Below are 19,730 nucleotides of genomic sequence, written 5' to 3' on the forward strand. Positions count from 1 at the left end.
TATAACATACCGGGTGTGTCATTTTTCCTTTTCCTGATTGGGCTGTACGCTTAAAGTTCGCTTTACTTCCACTGAGCGATGATCCCATCGCCAGCCTGCAACAGCTGCAGTAATGGGAACAGTCGCTAACACACCAACAAATGATAATAAGACCGTCGTCAATTGGGCGACGAACACTTTATCATTAAGCATCATGCCCCATGAATAGTGCAGACCCGCAAACCAGATGAACAGTGCTAGAAAGCCACCAAAAAAACCAAAGAATAACGTGTTGAAAGTTGTGCCGATGATCTGTTTACCCACGTTAATCCCATCGTTAAACAGGCGTTTGCCCGTAATTGAGGGTTGTTGCTCTTCAATTTCTGATAGACCAGACGAAATCGCCATCGCGGCTTCAGCAATGGCTCCTAGTGTGCTGAGAATCACAGTGGCAATACTGACTTTTACAAACGAAATACCAATCAGCAAGGACATCCCCTCTAAATCATCGCTGTCTTCCTCACCAAAACCAGCAACACTAGCCCAGTGCTCGACTGGAATAATTAGTAACATCAACAATACCATGACCACCACGGCAGCATAAAAGGCGGTTGTCGTACTATAATCATCTTCATTACCAAAGAAAATCGTGACCGCTAAAATAATCACCCCCATCACGAGAGTAACTGGCAACGGCGGCAGATGAAATTGAATGAGGACAATGGTCATAAACAGCAAAGCAAAGTTGAAACCTAAACTGATAAATGCTAAAAATCCTTGTTTGCCACCCACCAGCCACATCGCTAAGAGTAAGATCAAGGCTAATCCACTAAATGTTGTCATCATGCCCCCCCTTGTCTTTGGCCGGAATTATTCGAGACATTAATCGACTGGCCACAAAGCTCGCCACCGGAATCGCTAAGACGATCCCTAAACCACTGATTAAGGTTTGAATAACACCTAATGACATATTCATCATGTACGTATAGCCCCAATTATTACCATTCTTTAAAAACAATAAGGTCATAGGAAATGTTTCTGCGACAAAAATCAGTAACAAGACATTAATCAGCGGACCCATGATTGATCGACCAACATTACGGCCTGAAATAAATAGTTGTCGTGCGGAAATGCTGGGGCGCTCACGGCGTAATTCAAAGAGGGTCGCGACAATATCGGTTGACTCATCCATTACCGCGCCTAAAGAGCCTAGCAAGGTTTCCGCTAAGAATAGGGGCCTTGGTAGGGTCGTCACATACTGTAACCCTTCGTAATGCATACCACGCTCATGAGTCAAAGCAAAGACACTCAGACTAATAAGCATGGCTAAGGCGGTGCCTGAACAGGTTGCAACAAATGTAATCAACATTTGTCTGCGCCAACCCAAGACTAACCACAACGTCAAAAAAGCAAAAATGATGGCAACAAAACTGAAAATCACAAAGACATTAGCATTTTTTAAAGTTAAATCCAGTTCAATTGCCCCAAAAAATAATCCCGCATTCAATAAGACAGACAACACTGCCAACCCGCCGGCGCGAGGCATAAAGATCAACAAAAAGCTGAAAATGATCCAGACTAAGAATGCCACAGTCGTGTCGCGTTTAATTCCCTTAATCACACTCGGATTATGATGAGTGGGTAAGGTTACAAAAACTTGATTACCAACATGATAGGCTTGATCCATCGCCGCTGATCGACTGAATGTATTAGTTATGTGTAATTTTTGACCACGATGTTGTGTATTAATCAACACCGCAGTTAATTGCTGATTAGTTTGACTATCCTGATTTTCAAATTCATCGGTTTGTTTAACCGGCCGATGATTCGTCACCCGTGTAATTCGTGCCAAGGGTTGCTGATATAGCCGCGCATCAAAATGCACCGCAATCACGCCAATGCCACCAATTAAAATCACAAGGCCGACTAGCCACCAACGCCGCCAATTAAAATGAGCCTGCTCTTCTTTCATTATTCCGGCCTCACCTCGCTTAAGATGGCTCCCATTCTACCACCAAGCTAAACGACGATTATCCATACGACCGCTTTTGTTACCAAAATTAAAGTCCTTCAACCAAGCAACCAACTGGTCAAAAGCAAAAAGTAAATTTTATTTTCAAATCTATATAACTAAAATGCAGGCCATAAGCCCCGTAATGCCGCGTTTTATTGCGCATCACTTACCGACGACTTATGCCCCACTCCAAATTGTCAATCATAAAGTTGAATCAAACGTTTTTCCCTGATAGTGACGTTTAAGCCAATAATACAGTGGCACCCCCAAAGCGATAAACCCCATCGAGGTAACGGTGCCAACAATGTCAAAAACCAGCTCGCTAATTACGACAAAACCAGTACCAATAATGGCCAGAATTGGCACCAACGGGTACCAAGGTACACTGAATCCGCTTGGCCGGCCACCTTGCCGATGCCGCAAAACAAAAACGCCGACAAAGGCCGCAATATAGAAACTGTACATCACAAAAATACAAAGTTCTGATAATCGATCCGTATCAACCAACAAAATCATTGCGCTAGTCATCACCCACAACGTTGCCGTCGCAAACACAGGTGTCTGTGTGGCCCGGTTCAAATGGCTAAATCGTTTAGCAAAAGGTAACTGCCGTTTAACTGCCATTGCGTAGTAAATTCGGGGAAAGGACATCATTTTACCATTCAAGGCACCAATGATAGAAATCATAATGCCAATATTGACCAGTCGTCCGCCAATTGAGCCAAACGCATTTAAAGCAAAATAAGCGGTCGCATTCTGTCCCAACGCATTAATCTTATTGGCCGCCAATGAGGAAAAAATTCCCCAAGTAACGCCTAAGTACAGCGCAATAATAATCAGAATTCCCAAAATAATGGCCAATGGTAACAGCTTTTCTGGTCGTTTAATCTCGCCACCCAAATTGGTGATCAAGATCCACCCGTCATAAGCGAAAATTGTTCCTAAAACGGCTACACCAAAATTACCAACACTATGATGGATTCCAGACACTGTTGCCCCAAAAGCTTGCTCATGACCAAAAAATAACCCAAAAAAGATAATCGCAATGATTGGTAACAACTTACAGATGGTAGTCACGATGGCAAAAGTAGCCCCGTAACGATTAGCTAACATATTTAAGGCCGCAATCAAGGCAATCGTCCCAATCGCGATCGGGGCTTTCCAACTGGCGGATAATCCAAAAAAGTTTACGGCCAACAGTCCTAGATAGCCAGCAATCGAGCCAACGATGGCCGGTGCATAAACAATTACCTGCATCCATCCGGATAAGAATCCCCAAAACTCACCATAAATATGGGCCATATATTGATATAACCCACCAGTCGTTGGAATTTGTGAACCGATTTCAGATAACGTCAATCCATCTGCTAGTGTAATTAATCCGCCCAACAGCCAGGCTAACATGGCCAAATCGGTTGAACCCGTCAGTTGCAATACCGAGGCCTGCTTGAAAAAAATTCCAGATCCAATGACGGTACCGATGACCAACGCTAGGGCCGACCAAAGCCCCAAAGAACGTCGTAGTTGCGTAGATGATGGCATTTTATTAGTATTCTCTCCCTAAATGCTTATATAAACTTAATCAAAATAAGTTTATCAGAGACTAAACGCCCGATGCAAGCATATGTGCGAACTGGGTAAAGATAAAAACCATCAATCGAATCAATAAAAGTGGGACCACACATGCGGATCGCACAACGTAATAGAGCGAACTTCAAGCAGTGATGGATCATCACTATTCGAAGTTCGCTCTTATTAGCTTGTCATTCATCGCCTGATCTTACCATACTCGAAAAACAGTCTTAAAATAACTTAATTCAGCTGCACCCTTAATTTTTAGTTTTGGCCATAGCTTCACGAGTACGCTCTAAATCACGCCTCAAAACAGGTTTCAAATACTGTCCTGTATAACTATTTGAAACCTCAGCCAATTCTTCTGGCGTTCCCGTTGCAATCACTGATCCACCACCGGCACCACCTTCTGGGCCTAAATCAATCAAGTGATCTGCTGTTTTAATCACATCTAAATTATGCTCAATGATTAAAACCGTGTTGCCATTATCAACTAATCGATGAAGCACACCTAATAGGCGTTTGATGTCGTCGGTGTGTAAACCAGTCGTCGGTTCGTCTAGAATATAGAAATTGCGTCCGTTCGCCTTCTTGTGTAACTCTGACGCCAACTTCATCCGCTGCGCTTCTCCACCAGACAAGGTGGTTGCTGATTGACCAAGGTGAACGTAACCTAGTCCAACATCAACAATCGTTTGTAGCTTCCGTGTGATCTTAGGAATGGCGCCAAAGAAGGCCAACGCTTCGGACACTGTCATGTTCAACACATCCGCAATATTTTTACCTTTATAAGTCACTTCAAGGGTTTCCGAATTGTAACGTGATCCATGACAAACTTCACATGGCACATAAACGTCAGGTAGGAAATTCATTTCAATCTTCAAAATGCCATCCCCGTGACACGCCTCACACCGGCCGCCTTTTGTGTTAAACGAAAAACGCCCTTTTTGATATCCGCGGAGTTTGGCCTCATTTGTTTGAGCAAACAAATCGCGAATATCGTCGAAGACCCCAGTATACGTGGCTGGATTAGAGCGCGGCGTCCGTCCGATTGGCGACTGATCAATGTCGACAATTTTTTCAATGTTATTCACGCCAGCAATACTCTTGTACTTACCAGGCTTAGCAGAATTATGATTCAATTTCTGAGCCAATACTTTTTCTAAAATAGAATTAACCAATGTCGATTTGCCAGAACCAGAGACCCCGGTCACGACGGTTAATTCACCCAACGGAAAGCGCACGTCAATATCTTGTAAATTGTTCTCAGCAGCTCCTTTTAGGACTATCGCCTTACCATTGCCAGCTCGACGTTTTAATGGAACGGGAATGAAGTCTTTGCCGGATAAGTATTTCCCGGTTAAGGACTTGCGACTGCGTTCAACTTGCTTGGGGGTCCCTGCAGCCATCACCTGGCCGCCATTTTCGCCGGCACCAGGGCCAATATCGATCAAATAATCGGCGGCGCGCATCGTATCTTCATCATGTTCAACGACGATTAACGTATTACCCAAATCACGCATCTTCTTTAACGAGCTGATCAATCGATCATTATCGCGTTGATGTAAGCCAATTGATGGCTCATCAAGGATATACAATACACCCGATAAATTAGATCCAATCTGGGTCGCCAAACGAATCCGTTGCGCTTCGCCCCCAGATAAGGTACGCGCTGAGCGACTCATTGTTAGATAATCTAAACCGACATTTTCCAGAAACGATAAACGATCACTGATCTCTTTGACAATCGGTTCAGCGATCACGCGATTTTGTTCACTTAACTCAAGCTGTTTAAAAAATGGCACTTCGTCACCAATTGCCATGGCGGATACTTCACCAATGTGTCGGCCATTTACCTTAACCGATAAGGCTTGTCGGTTGAGCCGATAGCCGTGACACGTCTGACAAGTCAATTCTGTCATATACTGGCGCATTTGGTCACGAGTAAAATCAGAATTTGTTTCACGGTAACGCCGCGAAATATTGTTGATTACGCCTTCAAATTCTGCGTCTACATCGCGGACGCCACCGAAATCGTTCTCATAGTGAAAATGAAAAGACTTCTTAGAGCCATAGAGGACTAAATCACGCTGTTTTTTGGGTAAATCAGCAAAAGGCGTGTCCATATCAATCTGGTTTTGTTCAGCAAATTGAGCCAACATACTAGGATAATACATGGAACTGATTGGATTCCACGGTTCAATTGCCCCTTCTGCTAAGGTCTTTGTCTTATCTGGGACAACTAAGTCTTCGTCCACCTCAAGTTTCACACCTAGTCCTTCGCAATCAGGGCAAGCGCCTACTGGGGCATTAAATGAGAAGAGTCGCGGTTCTAGTTCACCAACCGTGAAACCACAGACTGGACAAGAATAATGTTCGGAAAATTGGAGTGGTTGTCCATCAATTATGTCGGCGGTCGCATAGCCGTCGCTTAGCCGCAACGCAGCTTCAAACGAATCAAATAACCGACTGCGACTGTCACTATCAGGACGAACAATCACCCGATCGATCACAATATTGATATTGTGATATTTGTTTTTATCTAACTCTGGCACCTCGTCAACATCGTACGTTGCATCGTCCACTTGAACGCGAACAAAACCCTCACGTTTAATCTTTTCAAAGATCTTAGCGTGTTGTCCCTTTTTACGGCGCACGACTGGCGACAAAATTTGAAGCCGGGTTCGTTCAGGCAAAGCCAGCACTTGATCAACCATCTGTTCAACCGATTGACTGGTAATGATCGTACCATCATTTGGACAAACCGGCGTCCCAACTCGGGCCCATAACAAACGCAGATAGTCGTTGATCTCAGTGACCGTACCAACTGTTGATCGCGGATTTTTACTCGTTGTTTTTTGGTCAATCGAAATAGCCGGACTCAACCCGTCAATTGAATCAACATCAGGCTTATCCATTTGGCCTAAAAATTGGCGCGCATACGCGGATAAACTTTCAACGTACCGCCGTTGCCCTTCCGCATATAACGTATCAAACGCTAACGAGCTCTTTCCTGATCCGGATAACCCGGTGATTACCACTAATTTGTCTCGGGGAATGGTCACGTCAATATTTTTTAAGTTATGAGCTCGTGCTCCATGAATCACAATTTTGTCATTTGCCATGTATACGTGTCCCGCCTCGTTAAAAATTCACTGTTGGTTGCTTACCACACTATTGTTTAGCTTTCAATTCCATGATGGTGTCACGCAATGTCGCTGCCTCTTCAAAATCAAGTTTCTTGGCGGCTTCTTGCATCTGCTTATTTAAGCCTGCCAGCATCGCATTTTGATCGGTCTTACTCATGTTGTCAAAATCATCTTCGCTAAGTGAGCTTTCCTTTTGCCCTTTTCCACTTGGCGTAACGACCGTAATGTTATCGCGGATGGCCTTCACAATTGTCGTTGGTGTGATGTGATGTTCTTCATTATATCGTTCTTGAATTGTTCGCCGCCGTTTGGTCTCATCGATAGCCGCTTGCATCGACCCGGTAATCGAATCAGCATACATAATGACGCTACCGTGAGCATTCCGGGCCGCTCGACCGATTGTTTGGATCAACGATCGTTCATTACGAAGAAAACCTTCCTTATCTGCATCTAAGATCGCAACTAGTGAGACTTCAGGTACATCGATTCCTTCTCGTAACAAATTAATCCCAACAAGCACGTCAAATTTACCTAGTCGTAAATCACGAATAATCTGTGTCCGCTCCAGGGTTTTCACATCACTGTGAAGATATCGCACACGAATGCCGAGGTCTTTTAGATAATCAGTCAAGTCTTCGGCCATTTTCTTGGTCATCGTGGTCACAAATGTTCGCTCATGTTGTTCGATTCTTTTGTTAATTTCTCCGACCAAATCGTCAATTTGGCCCATAATCGGACGAACTTCAATCGTCGGATCCAGCAATCCAGTTGGTCGGATAATTTGTTGGACAACCGTATCCGTTTGTTCATGTTCGTAATCTCCTGGTGTGGCGGACATGTATACGACTTGATTCACATGTTGCTCAAATTCATCAATCTTAAGCGGCCGGTTATCTAAAGCACTGGGCAGACGAAAACCATAATCGACTAGCATTTGCTTCCGAGAGCGATCCCCCTTATACATACCGCGAACTTGAGGCATGGTTACGTGGCTTTCATCCACAACCAGCAAAAAGTCTTTCGGAAAGAAATCCAACAGCGTAAATGGCGGTTCACCTGGTTGCCGACCGTCCATATGCCGTGAATAGTTTTCGATTCCGCTGGTGTAACCCATTTCACGCATCATTTCCATATCATAGGTGGTGCGTTGTTCGAGACGCTGGGCTTCCAGTAGTTTGCCTTGGTCTTTTAGGACCTTTAACCGATCATCCAATTCATTACCAATTGTTTCAATTGCATGATCCATAATGGCATCATTAGTCATAAAGTGGGTTGCCGGAAAAATCGTGACGTGATCCCGATCGCCCACCACTTCACCGGTCAAGGCATCAACTTCACGCATTCGATCAATTTCATCACCAAAGAATTCAATCCGCAAAGCGCGTTGATCTTCTGACGCAGGGAATACTTCGACTACATCTCCGTGCACTCGAAACCGACCACGTTGAAAGTCAATATCGTTACGTTCAAACTGAATATCCACCAATTTACGCATGAAGTCGTTACGTTCAATGGTCTGACCCACACGTAACGAAATGACGTGATCCTTATACTGATGAGGATCGCCTAAACCAAAGATCGAGGACACAGAGGCAACGACAATCGTGTCGTTTCTTTCTAAGAGTGAACTAGTTGCCGCATTACGTAGTTTATCAATTTCATCATTAATGGACGAATCTTTCTCAATGTACGTATCAGAGGATGGCACGTAAGCCTCAGGCTGATAATAATCATAATAGGAAACAAAATATTCCACTGCGTTGTTGGGGAAAAACTCCTTAAATTCACCATAGAGTTGACCAGCCAGCGTTTTATTATGCGACAAAACTAAGGTAGGCTTGTTCACATTAGCAATCACGTTGCTAATCGTAAATGTTTTCCCGGTCCCCGTGGCCCCCAGTAAAATCTGCGCTTTTTTCCCAGATTCAATCCCATCAGTCAATTGTTCAATCGCTTGTGGTTGATCACCTGTTGGTTGATATTTTGAAACAAGATCAAACTTCCGATCGGCTTGTCGTTCAATCATGGCTGTCCATCCCCCTTGCGTGAGTGGTTGTATTTCTTCTACTTTATTGATAATTCACAATTAAGTTGTTCATGGTAACATAGCGAAACTATTCTAGCATACCGAACATACTTTCGCACGCGATCCGGATCTCAAAACAGTGAAATTTTCACTTCACTGCTAAAAATAGCTTTGCGACAGTCGTTTGACCTCGCAAAGCTATTTTAACTGATCGACTCAATCAGCGACAAATGCATTGATTGCATCGACAAAATTTTGCAGCTTCTGATTAGCTGCTGATAACGTCGCACCATTCGTGCCGATATAGAACTTAATTTTAGGTTCCGTACCAGATGGGCGGACCGCAATCCAAGTGCCATCAACTAACCAATATTTCAAAACTTCAGCTTTAGGTAACGCCAGTGCTTCGGTATGGCCATCTGCGTAAGTCTTGATTCCACTAGCAATATCGTCTGTTGCAGCAACGTCAATCCCGGCAAAGTGCTTGGGAGCTTGCGTACGGAATTTATTGATAATTGCTTCGATCTTTTGTGGACCAGTAATACCTTCAAATGTTTGCTGCAATGTCTGTTCCCGGAAATAACCGTATTCGGCATAGAGCGCCTCTAAACCATCATAGAGGGTCTGTCCTTGTTGACGATAATAGGCCGCAATTTCGGCGAGTAGCGTTAAGGCCTGAATGGCATCCTTATCACGAACAAATGGCTTAATTAAGTAGCCATAGCTCTCTTCGAAACCAAACATAAAGGTATGATCGCCGGTATCTTCAAAATGTTGAATTTGTTCGGCAATAAATTTAAAGCCAGTCAATACATTGATGGTATCGATATTATAGCTGGCGGCAATTTTCGTGGCAAATTCCGTTGAAACAATCGATTTTACCGCCACCCCATTGGATGGTAGCGTACCAGCCTGTTGATTGGCCGCTAAAATGTAATGCAACATCAACGCGGCAATCTGATTACCGGTTAGCAGTTGGTAATCTCCGTTAGGTTGACGAACGGCTGTCCCCAGCCGGTCAGCATCAGGATCGGTCGCAATTAGAATATCTGCTTGATGTGCTTTACCTAATTTAATGGCCTCATCAAAGGCTTCAGGAAATTCAGGATTAGGAAAATCAACCGTCGGAAAATCGCCATCTGGCTCTGCTTGACTCGGGACCGTGATAAAGTTTTGGAATCCAGCGTTACGCAAAGCACGCTCCCCAGGCATTCGACCGGTTCCATGGAGCGGCGTAAAGACAAATGTCATATCCTTACCCTCTTCACTGGCCAAATCGTGATTAATGGTCACTGTGGCAACGTTATCCAAATAGGCCTGATCAACGTCTTCACCAATAACGGTTTCCAAGCCAGTAGTCATTAAGTTGGTCTCATCAGCGGTCGCAATTTCAAACAAATCGGTCACCTGACGAATGTACTGGGTAATTAAATCGGAATCCTTGGGTGGCATTTGGGCGCCATCTTCACCATAAATCTTGTAACCGTTAAATTGCTTGGGATTGTGACTAGCTGTGATCATAATTCCCGCAAACGTGTGTAGATGCCGAACTGTAAAAGATAATTCGGGTGTCGGGCGTAAGCCTTCAAAGATGTAGGTTTTGATGCCATGTTGGCCTAAAACACGTGCCGCTTCATGAGCAAATTCCGTGGAGTGATGCCGTGAATCGAAACTAATGGCCACACCACGCTTCTTAACATCTTCACCCAAAGTATCCATATAAGTTGCTAAGCCTTCTGTTGCTTGCCGTACCGTGTAGATGTTCATCCGATTAATACCAGGACCCATCACGCCACGCATGCCAGCCGTCCCAAAACTCATTGGTTGGTAAAAGGCATCTTCTAATTCTTCATCTTTGCCTGCCAAGGCAGTTAATTCCGCTTTTAAATGAGCTTCCAGATCGGTCTGAGCCGTCCAAGTCTGATAAGTTTCTTTCCAGTCCACAATCGCATCTCCATTCATGATGTTGTTTTCGTATGCGTTTTCAGTATACCGCATTAAGTCCCTCGCGCGAAACAAGCCAGACAATTCTATTACGATCTGGGCTTAAGCTACAAACGTCGGCCAATCAATCATTTGGGACAGCTGTAAAAGCTAATTACTTTTCGGATCAAACACATTAAATATATTCGTAATATCAAGGAATAAACCGGGAGACTAACGCTGGCTGGTTAGGTTCAAGAATCAGAGTCATGGAGATCGACAAATAAATTTTGCCCGAAAAAAAGAACACCGTGGTAAACACACGATGTTCCCCGCTAAATTAAATTGATAATCATTTTAAATGCAGCCAGTTATTAAACAACGGCGTGTTTGGCTTTCAAGTCTTCCAAATATTTGAAGACTTGTTGACCAGCCACCCCACCATCCCCAACTGCTGTGGTAATCTGGCGCAAATCTTTTTGGCGAACATCACCAATCGCAAAGATTCCCGGTACTTTTGTATGCATTTCGCCGTCCGTTGGAATCCAACCAATTTCATCAGTGATACTTAATCCATTAAATGGTGCTGTCATCGGTAAATTACCGACGTAGATAAAGACACCATCTGCGGACATTGTGGTGGTTTCACCCGTTTGATTGTTACTGAGTTCCACACCAGTTACCTTCATATCGTCACCGACAATTTTGGTCACTTCGGTGTTCCAGACAAACTCCATCTTTTCATTCGCAAACGCTCGATCCTGTGCAACCTGTTGAGCACGTAAGTGATCCCGTCGATGTACCACCGTCACTTTATCAGCTAATTGCGTCAGATAGATGCCTTCTTCGATGGCACTATCACCACCACCTACGACCACCACATGCTTATTGCGGAAAAATGCGCCATCACATACCGCACAGTAGGAAACACCGCGTCCCGAAAATTCAGTTTCACCTGGAATGCCAAGTTTGCGATACTGCGAACCTGTTCCAATGACAATCGCCTTAGCAGTGTACTCATCTGTGTCCGTTTTGACGGTCTTGGTATCACCATGGTCTGTGATCGATTCAACCGCACCATAACCGTACTCAGCTCCGAATTGAGTGGCACCTTCATACATTGCACTCGCCAAATCTGGTCCTTGAATGGATTTAAAGCCCGGATAATTTTCAATCGCGGCCGTATTATTCATTTGACCACCATAAATGCCTCGATCAAGCAGTAAAACGGATAAATTTGCTCTTGAGGCATACAACGCTGCCGTCATGCCGCCAGGGCCAGCGCCAATCACAATGACATCATAATTATTTGCCATACTGTGCTTCCTTTCCGCAGCTACCTGCTCATCAGTGCATCCATCTTACTATCTTTTTGTAAGTAACACAATCATTTTGTTTAGCACGTGAGCCAGTCCGCTTTGATCCTGAGCATCAACGGACAGGCATGAATGGGTGATTTTGGCCCAATCGTGCTTGTTGGTTGGGCACAGGAAGCAGGTCTGGCGTGCATGTTTACATCATTTTATGAAAAATACGTCTCTTCCTTTTTCGTAGAAGGGGCGTATTAATTAAATTAAATCTCGCTTGAATTAACGCTTGTTCGCTTTAATGTCCTCAGCTAACTGTAAGACATAATCCCGCAGTTCATCCTTCACATCTGGATGACGTAAACCAAATTCAATGTTGGTCCGAATCAAACCAAATTTATAACCGACATCAAAGCGATCACCCTTGAATTCATGCGCATACACGTGTTGCGTTTTATTCAACAAATCAATGGCATCCGTTAACTGTAGCTCATTGCCTTTGCCATAAGGTGTTTGTTCCAATGCATCAAAAATTTGTGGTGTTAACAAGTAACGACCAATGATTGCTAAGTTAGATGGCGCATCCTCAGGCTTAGGCTTTTCAACGAAGTTCTTTACCTCAAACAGACCGTCGCTAACTTCTTGAGCTGGGTTAATTACCCCATACTTGTTAGTCTCTTCATGGGGAACCCGCATGACAGCTAAGGTTGATTCACCTGTTTCGTTATACCGATCAATCAATTGTTTAGTCAATGGCACTTGGTCTTCCATTAAATCATCACCAAGTAACACAACAAAGGGTTCGTCACCAATAAAGTCTTTGGCAGTCAGGACCGCGTCCCCTAAACCGCGCATATGGTTTTGCCGAATGAAATAAAGATTGCTGTCATTGCTCGATTGAACTGCCTCCAACATGGCATCTTTACCTTTATTCGCCAAATCTGCTTCCAATTCAGGTGCAGAATCGAAGTGATCTTCGATCGAGCGTTTGCCCCGCCCAGTCACGACACAGATTTCCTCAATGCCAGCTTTGTGGGCTTCTTCAACGATAAATTGAATCGTTGGCTTATCAACAATTGGCAGCATTTCCTTAGCGATTGCCTTCGTCTCTGGTAAAAACCGCGTACCGTAACCCGCTGCAGGGATGATGGCTTTCCTAACTTTTTGCATAACAACAAATTCCTTTCGTGTTTTGGTCGATGATCGACCGGTTTTGACTGGCGATATTAACCGAGTTCAGCACGCCCGTCGCGTTGCATGAGACCCGTAATCACAGAACGAACCTCCGCACCATTATACAAAACATCGTAAATGGCATCGGTAATTGGCATTTCAACATGTCGCTTAATCGCCAATTCGTGAGCGGCTTTCGTCGTTGCCACACCTTCAATAACCATGCCCATGGTCTCAATGACCTCGTCCAGCGTCTGCCCCTGACCTAGCTCATTACCAGCTCGCCAATTGCGTGAATTAACACTTGTCGCTGTAACAATCAGATCGCCAACTCCTGACAAGCCAATGAAGGTCAATGGATTAGCACCAAATGTCTGTCCGAGCCGACTAATCTCTGCCAGTCCTCGAGTAATTAAGGCAGCTTTCGCATTATCGCCGTAGCCAAGACCATGTAAGGCCCCTGCACCAATCGCGATAATGTTCTTCAACGCTGCACCAAATTCAGCACCAATTACATCAGTATTAGTATAAACCCTGAAATATGCATTCATAAAGAGTTTTTGAATTTTTCTTGCCGCATCCTCATTTTCACAAGCCGCGGTAATCAACGTGATATCCTTTTTAGCCACATCTTCTGCATGACTTGGCCCCGACAATACCACGATTGCATTACGTTGAGCCGCCGGAATTTCTTCAGCTAACATCTCTGAAACACGCTTATACGTGTTCTGTTCGAGGCCCTTTGTCGCATGAACGACAGTGACTGCTTGCTCATTGCTAACTAAAATTTTGGCAGCTTGGACGCTAACCTCACGAATAGCCTTAGTTGGGACTGCGAACAAAACAACCTCTGCACCAGTTATCGCAGTTTTCATGTCAGTTGTTGCTTTTAATTGATGTTGATACTCAAAGTTTGGCATGTAAGCGGCGTTTGTATGACGCTCATTTAATTCTTGAACTTGAGCAGGTTTATGTGACCAAAGCGTGACATTTTGCCCATTCTCGGTCAATAAATTGGCCAGCACGCTACCCCAAGAGCCGGCGCCTAACACTGCGATTCGTGATGCCATAACTTCCTCCTTTTAATGTGATCACTTGCCACACGGTTCCTAAAAAAGTTACTTTACAGTTGATTTGATGCCTGCTAAATACAGTGGGACTTGGCGGCGTCGGCGAATAATCAGCCAGCACCATGCGCCAACAAACAGCACCACAGATAGCCATTGGGACACACGAGCTGGCCCTAGCATTAGGCTATCTGTCCGCATCCCTTCAACGAAGAAGCGACCAAACGAATACCAAATAACGTACATGAAGAAGACCTCACCTTGACGATATAAGCCTTCTCGATGTCGGGTGGCCATCAACAAAACAAAACCAATTAAATCCCATAGCGATTCATACAAAAAAGTAGGAGTTCGATAAGCACCCTCAATATTCATCTGGGTAATAATAAAATCTGGTAAATGGAGTGCTTGTAAATGGGCCAAGGTGGTTATTTTGCCAAATGCCTCTTGGTTCATAAAATTGCCCCAGCGGCCAATTCCTTGGGCCATAATGACGGTCGGGGCCAACACATCTAAAAATAGAAATGTCGGGATTCCACGAGAATGGGTAAACCAAACCACCACGATGGCGGCCCCAATCAGCGCGCCGTAGATCGCAATACCGCCATCCCAAATGGCGATGACTTCGTTTAAATGATCTTTGTAGTAAGACCACTGAAACACCACATAGTAAGTCCTCGCCGCGATCAGCGCAGCTGGCAAGGCCCATAACAAAAAATCATACAGATCATCAGGATCAATGCCTCGCCGTTTAGACTCACGAACGGAAAGCCACAAGGCAATAAATACGCCAGTTGTGATAATGACGCCATACCAATGAATCTGTAAAGGCCCTAATTGTAACGCAATTGGGTTCAATGCTCCCATTATTAATTGCTGCATCTTTAGTGACCTTGGGCTTTCTGATCATCTTGGGGCTGAGCGGATGTTGGTAGATCCCCGGCAGCAGCTTCATCTCGTTTAGAATTTTCCTGAATCAACTGATTTAAATTGTGGTCAAACGTCTTGGTCGCATCATAGCCCATCGAACGAGCACGGAAATTCATCGCTGCCGATTCAATAATAATTGCCAAATTACGTCCTGTTTTAACGGGGATTGAAATCATTGGCACTTGCACATCAAAAATTTGTCGTTCATCTTCGGCGTTCCCAAGTCGATCAAATTGTGCATCTGTGGTCCAATTTTGTAAGTGCACAATGAGTTGGATTTTTGCCGAACTTCTTACAGCACCAGCACCATAAAGATTCATGACATCAATAATCCCAATCCCGCGAATTTCCATCAAGTGGTTTAAAATCTTTGGTGCTTCCCCGACGAGAGTTTGTTCATCTTGTTGGAAAACGTCTACCCGATCATCGGCAATTAATCGATGACCACGACGAATCAATTCCAATGCTGTTTCTGATTTACCAACGCCTGAGTCACCGGTAATCAAGACCCCTAAACCATAGATATCGATCAATACACCGTGAATTGATTGTCGTTTTGCTAAAACACCACTAAGGTAAATCGACATATTCGACAAAATTCGCGATGAAGTTTGTTTGCTACCAAGAACAGGAATATGTGCTTCATCCGCCGCTTGGATAAGTTCTGCCGGCGGTTCAATATTCGTTGATACAACAAAACATGGCGTTTTTGGATCTGCCATTTTTCGCATAATCATGAGCAATTCATCGTGACTCATTTTTTTAGAAAATGAGGTTTCCGTGATGCCTAACAACTGAATTCTTTCCGGAGGATAATAATTAAAATATCCGGTCATCTCCAAACCCGGCCGCGAAATATCCGGGGTTGTAATCCGCCGTTCATCAAGGTAATCAGCCCCGTCATAAACGGTGAGGCGGGCATTTTCGACCAATTCACGAACCGTTACACTATCTGCCATAACAAACCGCCTCCTTATTCTGCATTAAAATAACTAGAAATGATTGCGTTACAGATCGACATAATCACTGCCGCTAACATTGCCATGCCAAAATTCGCAATTTGAAAATTCTGTGCGCCAACAAAAAAGCTGGTTAGTTCCAACATGGCGGCGTTAATCACAATTGAAAACAAGCCCAATGTTAGAAACGTAATCGGTAGGGACAGGATCACTAAAAATGGTTTGATGGCGGCATTTAAAATTGCTAAAACAAGACTGGCCACTAAAGCGTACCAAACACTTGAAACTTGAAAACTGTTTCTAAAAAAGCCGGCAATTGCCAAGAATAACAAGGCATCAATCAAAATTCGTTGCCAAAATTTCATGCCATTCCTACCTTTCTCGGTGGTCGTGGACGTCGTGTTCTTCAGCATGAATCTCTTTACGACCCCGAGGCCGTGGAGAGTCCTTAGGTCGATTTTGCCCACTAAATAAATCGCCAAATAAGTTAAAGACGCTAGCATCACTCGTACGTTGATCACTTGGCATCCACCAAAGTAAAACGCCGTAAAGAACAACCGCTAGCAAGGTTATTAGTCCATGTGGAGGTAAAAATAAAGCTAGCAGCAAGTAGCCAATCCGTAAAATGGTTGGATTGATATGAAGAAAGCGACCCAAACCGCCGAAGACACCACCGATCCACCGATCAGTTGCTGACTTTGTTAATTTTTCTCGCGCCACGTTAATCACCTCAATGTTTCCTCATAAATTTGAATGTCCTAATTTTATCGCATTAAAAGTCATCTGACCAATTTTTCAAAACTAGAGCGTGAGCCATCACGGGTGAAGACAAGCACCAACGGGAAATCATGAGCGGGCGTTCTTGGCCCGAGCAGGGTTTCTGGTTGGGCCCAGGTTTCCGTGATGACAAGCGCGTTTTGACCAGAATGTGAACCAGACCCGCGTGATCCCGAACGCCAACGGACAAGATCACTCGGGTGGTTTTCACCCAGTTATGGTTGTTGGTTGGGCACTAGGATCAGGTCTGGCGAACGTGTTTTAACAAGGTATGCGTCCTACATAAAGTCCACGACTCACCCATCTAAATCGTCTCACATCGGCATCAAACTTAATATGGGCTCCTGATCAAATTATCAAATATTTTAATTGAACGAAAAGAAGCCTACAAGCCTGGCGATATTTAATAAAAAGCCACCGCCAAAATTAATGGTCGGTAGCTTGTTAGTTTACAGATTGTTAAATTTGATCAAAATCGATTACTCGTCGGTTGGTGTGTCAGTTGTATTACGCGGATTTAATTCTACGATCTTTCCGGTTTGTAAATAGACAATCCATTCACAAATATTGGTCACGTAATCACCAATCCGTTTCAAAAATTGAGCGACAGCCATGTAATCTGTACTACCCACAACTACTTCAGGATCCTGTCGCATTTGATCGATACTCTCTCGATAAATCAATTGGTAATAATCGCCAGCTCTAGCATCCACTAAGGCAATTTGTCGAGCCCGCTGATCGTCATCTTTCACATAAGCATCTAAAACATCAGCGACCATTTGCTGAACAATCCGGCCCATTTCAGAAATATGTTGTTCAATGACAGCCACGCGTTTATTGCCTTTCACTCGAATCGTTGATTGAGCAACACTACGCGCATAATCACCCATTCGTTCTAAATCTGATACAGCTTTCAAAATGGTGACAATCTCCCGTAGATCTGTTGTCACAGGTTGATATAACGCAATCATTTCAAACGATTTTTTTTCTAAGCTAACCTCTCGATCATTAATCTGATGATCATTATCGATGACAGCTTGAGCAACGGTGCGATCGTGGTTAACAAACGCCGTTACTGCCTTTCCAATCGCTTCTGAAACTAACATCCCTAACTCTGTAAACCCAGTGTCTAGATCATTTAGTTCATCATCAAATAGTCGTCTCATCGTTTTTGCACCTCTATCCCCTTATTTAGGGGGTTCCGCCTTAACCAAACCGCCCTGAAATATAATCTTGAGTCTCCTGTCGCGCTGGTTCCATAAACATCGTTTTTGTGTCGTTAACCTCAATGAGTTCACCTTGTAAAAAGAAGGCGGTGCGGTCTGCAATCCGTGACGCTTGCTGCAGGTTATGCGTCACCATGATGATTGTGTAGTCATACCTTAACTTTAATAAAGTTTCTTCGATCACGTGGCTTGAAACCGGATCTAACGCACTGGTCGGTTCGTCCAGTAGAAGGACATCCGGAGAAACGGCTAAGACCCGCGCAATACAAATTCGCTGTTGTTGCCCACCGGAAAGTGCCAACGCGTTCTTGTGGAGATCATCTTTAACTTCATCCCAGATGGCCGCTTGTTTAAGACTATTTTCCACGGCTTCATCCAAAACCTGTTTGTCACGCACGCCCGCTAAGCGTAACCCATAAACCACATTTTCATAAATCGAAAAGGGAAACGGATTGGGTTGTTGAAAGACCATACCAACTTGTTTTCGGAGCGCCACAATATCTTCCCCGGGCGCATAAATATTTTGATCTTTAAAAAGGACATTGCCGGTAATCGTCACCCCATCGATGAGGTCATTCATTCGATTCAAACTACGTAAAAAAGTCGACTTACCACAACCTGACGGACCAATTAGAGCCGAAATGCCCTTTTCTTGAAAAGACAAATTAATTCCCTTTAGTGCCTCTTTTTGCCCATAAAATAAATGTAAATTATCAGTCTCAATGATGGGTGTTGCCATGTCATTCTCCTCTCATGACCACCTGCAATTTCAATCAAGTCAGTTACAACTTAGCCAAAGTTACCGGAAATATAGTCGTTAGTGATGGCAACCTTAGGGCGGGTGAAGATTTTACGCGCTTCATCATATTCCAATACCTTGCCTAGATGAAAGAAAGCAGTGAAGTCGCTAATTCTGGCGGCTTGTTGCATGTTATGCGTGACGATAATAATCGTATAGTGTTCTTTTAATTTCAGTAACGTATCTTCAATCTGTGAGGTCGCCACGGGATCTAACGCACTTGCCGGTTCGTCTAGCAATAAAATGTCCGGTTTCATCGCAACTGCGCGAGCAATACACAAACGCTGTTGTTGCCCGCCCGATAAAGCAAGGGCGCTCTTATGCAACTCATCTTTGACTTGATCCCACATCGCGGCTTGCCGTAAGGACGTTTCGACAATTTCATCAAGTTGATGACGATCTCGTAAGCCACGTTGCTTTAATGCAAACGTGATGTTGTCGTAGATCGACTTAGCAAATGGATTTGGTCGTTGAAACACCATCCCAATGTGCCGCCGCATCTCGTACACATCAATTTGATTACTATTAATGTCTAAGCCACGATACATAATTTGTCCGTCAACCCGGGCAACACCATCGTTCATCCGGTTAAGCGATCGCAAAAAAGTTGATTTCCCTGAACCTGACGCGCCAATTAAGGCTGTGATTTTGTAGCGTTCAAACTGTAGATCGCCCTCGCTGAGTGCTTCATTGTCACCATAATAAACATGTAAATTGTGTGTTGAGAGTGCGATTTCATGTTGTTGCTCATCAAATTGAAAAATGTTTCGCTCAGGTGCTTGCGTTGTAGATGCTGATGGTTCGGTCATCATAACCATTTCCTCCTCGT

At 44.1% G+C, this 19,730-nt stretch carries 16 protein-coding genes; all 16 read right to left on the reverse strand.

Annotated elements, in window-relative coordinates; genetic code table 11:
* Nucleotides 1-18 precede the first annotated feature (18 nt).
* On the reverse strand, nucleotides 19-822 hold the full coding sequence (locus ACKTR2_RS07010; RefSeq protein ID WP_407883917.1) for a YibE/F family protein: 804 nt from the start codon (nucleotides 820-822) through the stop codon (nucleotides 19-21).
* Nucleotides 809-1,951 (reverse strand): YibE/F family protein, encoded by a 1,143-nt coding sequence (locus tag ACKTR2_RS07015; RefSeq protein ID WP_407883919.1) that lies wholly within the window; start codon nucleotides 1,949-1,951, stop codon nucleotides 809-811. The genes ACKTR2_RS07010 and ACKTR2_RS07015 overlap by 14 nt, the downstream gene beginning before the upstream one ends.
* Before the next feature lie 243 nt (nucleotides 1,952-2,194).
* Nucleotides 2,195-3,535, reverse strand: a complete 1,341-nt coding sequence (locus tag ACKTR2_RS07020; RefSeq protein WP_407883921.1) for an APC family permease — start codon at nucleotides 3,533-3,535, stop codon at nucleotides 2,195-2,197.
* Nucleotides 3,536-3,822: 287 nt separating this feature from the next.
* Nucleotides 3,823-6,690, reverse strand: coding sequence for an excinuclease ABC subunit UvrA (gene uvrA / locus ACKTR2_RS07025; protein WP_407883923.1), 2,868 nt, complete (start codon nucleotides 6,688-6,690; stop codon nucleotides 3,823-3,825).
* Nucleotides 6,691-6,739: 49 nt separating this feature from the next.
* A complete protein-coding gene (uvrB, locus tag ACKTR2_RS07030; protein ID WP_407883925.1) occupies nucleotides 6,740-8,740 on the reverse strand; it encodes an excinuclease ABC subunit UvrB in 2,001 nt (666 codons plus the stop codon).
* A gap of 216 nt (nucleotides 8,741-8,956) precedes the next feature.
* Nucleotides 8,957-10,684 (reverse strand): phospho-sugar mutase, encoded by a 1,728-nt coding sequence (locus ACKTR2_RS07035; RefSeq protein WP_407884027.1) that lies wholly within the window; start codon nucleotides 10,682-10,684, stop codon nucleotides 8,957-8,959.
* Nucleotides 10,685-11,037: 353 nt separating this feature from the next.
* The gene (gene trxB / locus ACKTR2_RS07040; RefSeq protein ID WP_407883927.1) at nucleotides 11,038-11,979 is read right to left on the reverse strand and encodes a thioredoxin-disulfide reductase; all 942 of its coding nucleotides are present in this window, start codon (nucleotides 11,977-11,979) and stop codon (nucleotides 11,038-11,040) included.
* Nucleotides 11,980-12,252: 273 nt separating this feature from the next.
* Nucleotides 12,253-13,140 (reverse strand): UTP--glucose-1-phosphate uridylyltransferase GalU, encoded by an 888-nt coding sequence (galU, locus tag ACKTR2_RS07045; RefSeq protein WP_407883929.1) that lies wholly within the window; start codon nucleotides 13,138-13,140, stop codon nucleotides 12,253-12,255.
* Nucleotides 13,141-13,196: 56 nt separating this feature from the next.
* Entirely contained in the window at nucleotides 13,197-14,213 is a 1,017-nt protein-coding gene (locus ACKTR2_RS07050) for an NAD(P)H-dependent glycerol-3-phosphate dehydrogenase (RefSeq protein ID WP_407883931.1), read from the reverse strand.
* A gap of 48 nt (nucleotides 14,214-14,261) precedes the next feature.
* Nucleotides 14,262-15,092, reverse strand: coding sequence for a prolipoprotein diacylglyceryl transferase (gene lgt / locus ACKTR2_RS07055; RefSeq protein ID WP_407883933.1), 831 nt, complete (start codon nucleotides 15,090-15,092; stop codon nucleotides 14,262-14,264).
* 2 nt (nucleotides 15,093-15,094) lie between these two features.
* Entirely contained in the window at nucleotides 15,095-16,099 is a 1,005-nt protein-coding gene (gene hprK, locus ACKTR2_RS07060) for an HPr(Ser) kinase/phosphatase (RefSeq protein ID WP_407883935.1), read from the reverse strand.
* A gap of 14 nt (nucleotides 16,100-16,113) precedes the next feature.
* Nucleotides 16,114-16,464 carry a phage holin family protein gene (locus ACKTR2_RS07065; RefSeq protein WP_407883937.1) on the reverse strand — a complete coding sequence of 117 codons (351 nt, stop codon included), beginning with the start codon at nucleotides 16,462-16,464 and terminating at the stop codon, nucleotides 16,114-16,116.
* A 7-nt stretch (nucleotides 16,465-16,471) separates the two neighbouring features.
* Nucleotides 16,472-16,819, reverse strand: a complete 348-nt coding sequence (locus ACKTR2_RS07070) for a PspC domain-containing protein (RefSeq protein ID WP_407883939.1) — start codon at nucleotides 16,817-16,819, stop codon at nucleotides 16,472-16,474.
* 536 nt (nucleotides 16,820-17,355) lie between these two features.
* Nucleotides 17,356-18,042, reverse strand: a complete 687-nt coding sequence (gene phoU / locus ACKTR2_RS07075) for a phosphate signaling complex protein PhoU (protein ID WP_407883941.1) — start codon at nucleotides 18,040-18,042, stop codon at nucleotides 17,356-17,358.
* 40 nt (nucleotides 18,043-18,082) lie between these two features.
* Nucleotides 18,083-18,841, reverse strand: coding sequence for a phosphate ABC transporter ATP-binding protein PstB (pstB, locus tag ACKTR2_RS07080; protein WP_407883943.1), 759 nt, complete (start codon nucleotides 18,839-18,841; stop codon nucleotides 18,083-18,085).
* Nucleotides 18,842-18,891: 50 nt separating this feature from the next.
* The gene (gene pstB / locus ACKTR2_RS07085; protein WP_407884028.1) at nucleotides 18,892-19,710 is read right to left on the reverse strand and encodes a phosphate ABC transporter ATP-binding protein PstB; all 819 of its coding nucleotides are present in this window, start codon (nucleotides 19,708-19,710) and stop codon (nucleotides 18,892-18,894) included.
* Nucleotides 19,711-19,730 lie beyond the last annotated feature (20 nt).

The organism is Furfurilactobacillus curtus, assembly GCF_045862785.1.
GTDB lineage: Bacteria > Bacillota > Bacilli > Lactobacillales > Lactobacillaceae > Furfurilactobacillus > Furfurilactobacillus curtus.

What these genes read in the sequence shown, in the direction of transcription:
- ACKTR2_RS07010 (WP_407883917.1), bottom strand. Translation starts at nt 822, where the DNA reads ATGACAACATTTAGTGGATTAGCCTTGATCTTACTCTTAGCGATGTGG.
- ACKTR2_RS07015 (WP_407883919.1), bottom strand. Translation starts at nt 1,951, where the DNA reads ATGAAAGAAGAGCAGGCTCATTTTAATTGGCGGCGTTGGTGGCTAGTC.
- ACKTR2_RS07020 (WP_407883921.1), bottom strand. Translation starts at nt 3,535, where the DNA reads ATGCCATCATCTACGCAACTACGACGTTCTTTGGGGCTTTGGTCGGCC.
- uvrA (WP_407883923.1), bottom strand. Translation starts at nt 6,690, where the DNA reads ATGGCAAATGACAAAATTGTGATTCATGGAGCACGAGCTCATAACTTA.
- uvrB (WP_407883925.1), bottom strand. Translation starts at nt 8,740, where the DNA reads ATGATTGAACGACAAGCCGATCGGAAGTTTGATCTTGTTTCAAAATAT.
- trxB (WP_407883927.1), bottom strand. Translation starts at nt 11,979, where the DNA reads ATGGCAAATAATTATGATGTCATTGTGATTGGCGCTGGCCCTGGCGGC.
- galU (WP_407883929.1), bottom strand. Translation starts at nt 13,140, where the DNA reads ATGCAAAAAGTTAGGAAAGCCATCATCCCTGCAGCGGGTTACGGTACG.
- ACKTR2_RS07050 (WP_407883931.1), bottom strand. Translation starts at nt 14,213, where the DNA reads ATGGCATCACGAATCGCAGTGTTAGGCGCCGGCTCTTGGGGTAGCGTG.
- lgt (WP_407883933.1), bottom strand. Translation starts at nt 15,092, where the DNA reads ATGCAGCAATTAATAATGGGAGCATTGAACCCAATTGCGTTACAATTA.
- hprK (WP_407883935.1), bottom strand. Translation starts at nt 16,099, where the DNA reads ATGGCAGATAGTGTAACGGTTCGTGAATTGGTCGAAAATGCCCGCCTC.
- ACKTR2_RS07065 (WP_407883937.1), bottom strand. Translation starts at nt 16,464, where the DNA reads ATGAAATTTTGGCAACGAATTTTGATTGATGCCTTGTTATTCTTGGCA.
- phoU (WP_407883941.1), bottom strand. Translation starts at nt 18,042, where the DNA reads ATGAGACGACTATTTGATGATGAACTAAATGATCTAGACACTGGGTTT.
- pstB (WP_407883943.1), bottom strand. Translation starts at nt 18,841, where the DNA reads ATGGCAACACCCATCATTGAGACTGATAATTTACATTTATTTTATGGG.
- pstB (WP_407884028.1), bottom strand. Translation starts at nt 19,710, where the DNA reads ATGACCGAACCATCAGCATCTACAACGCAAGCACCTGAGCGAAACATT.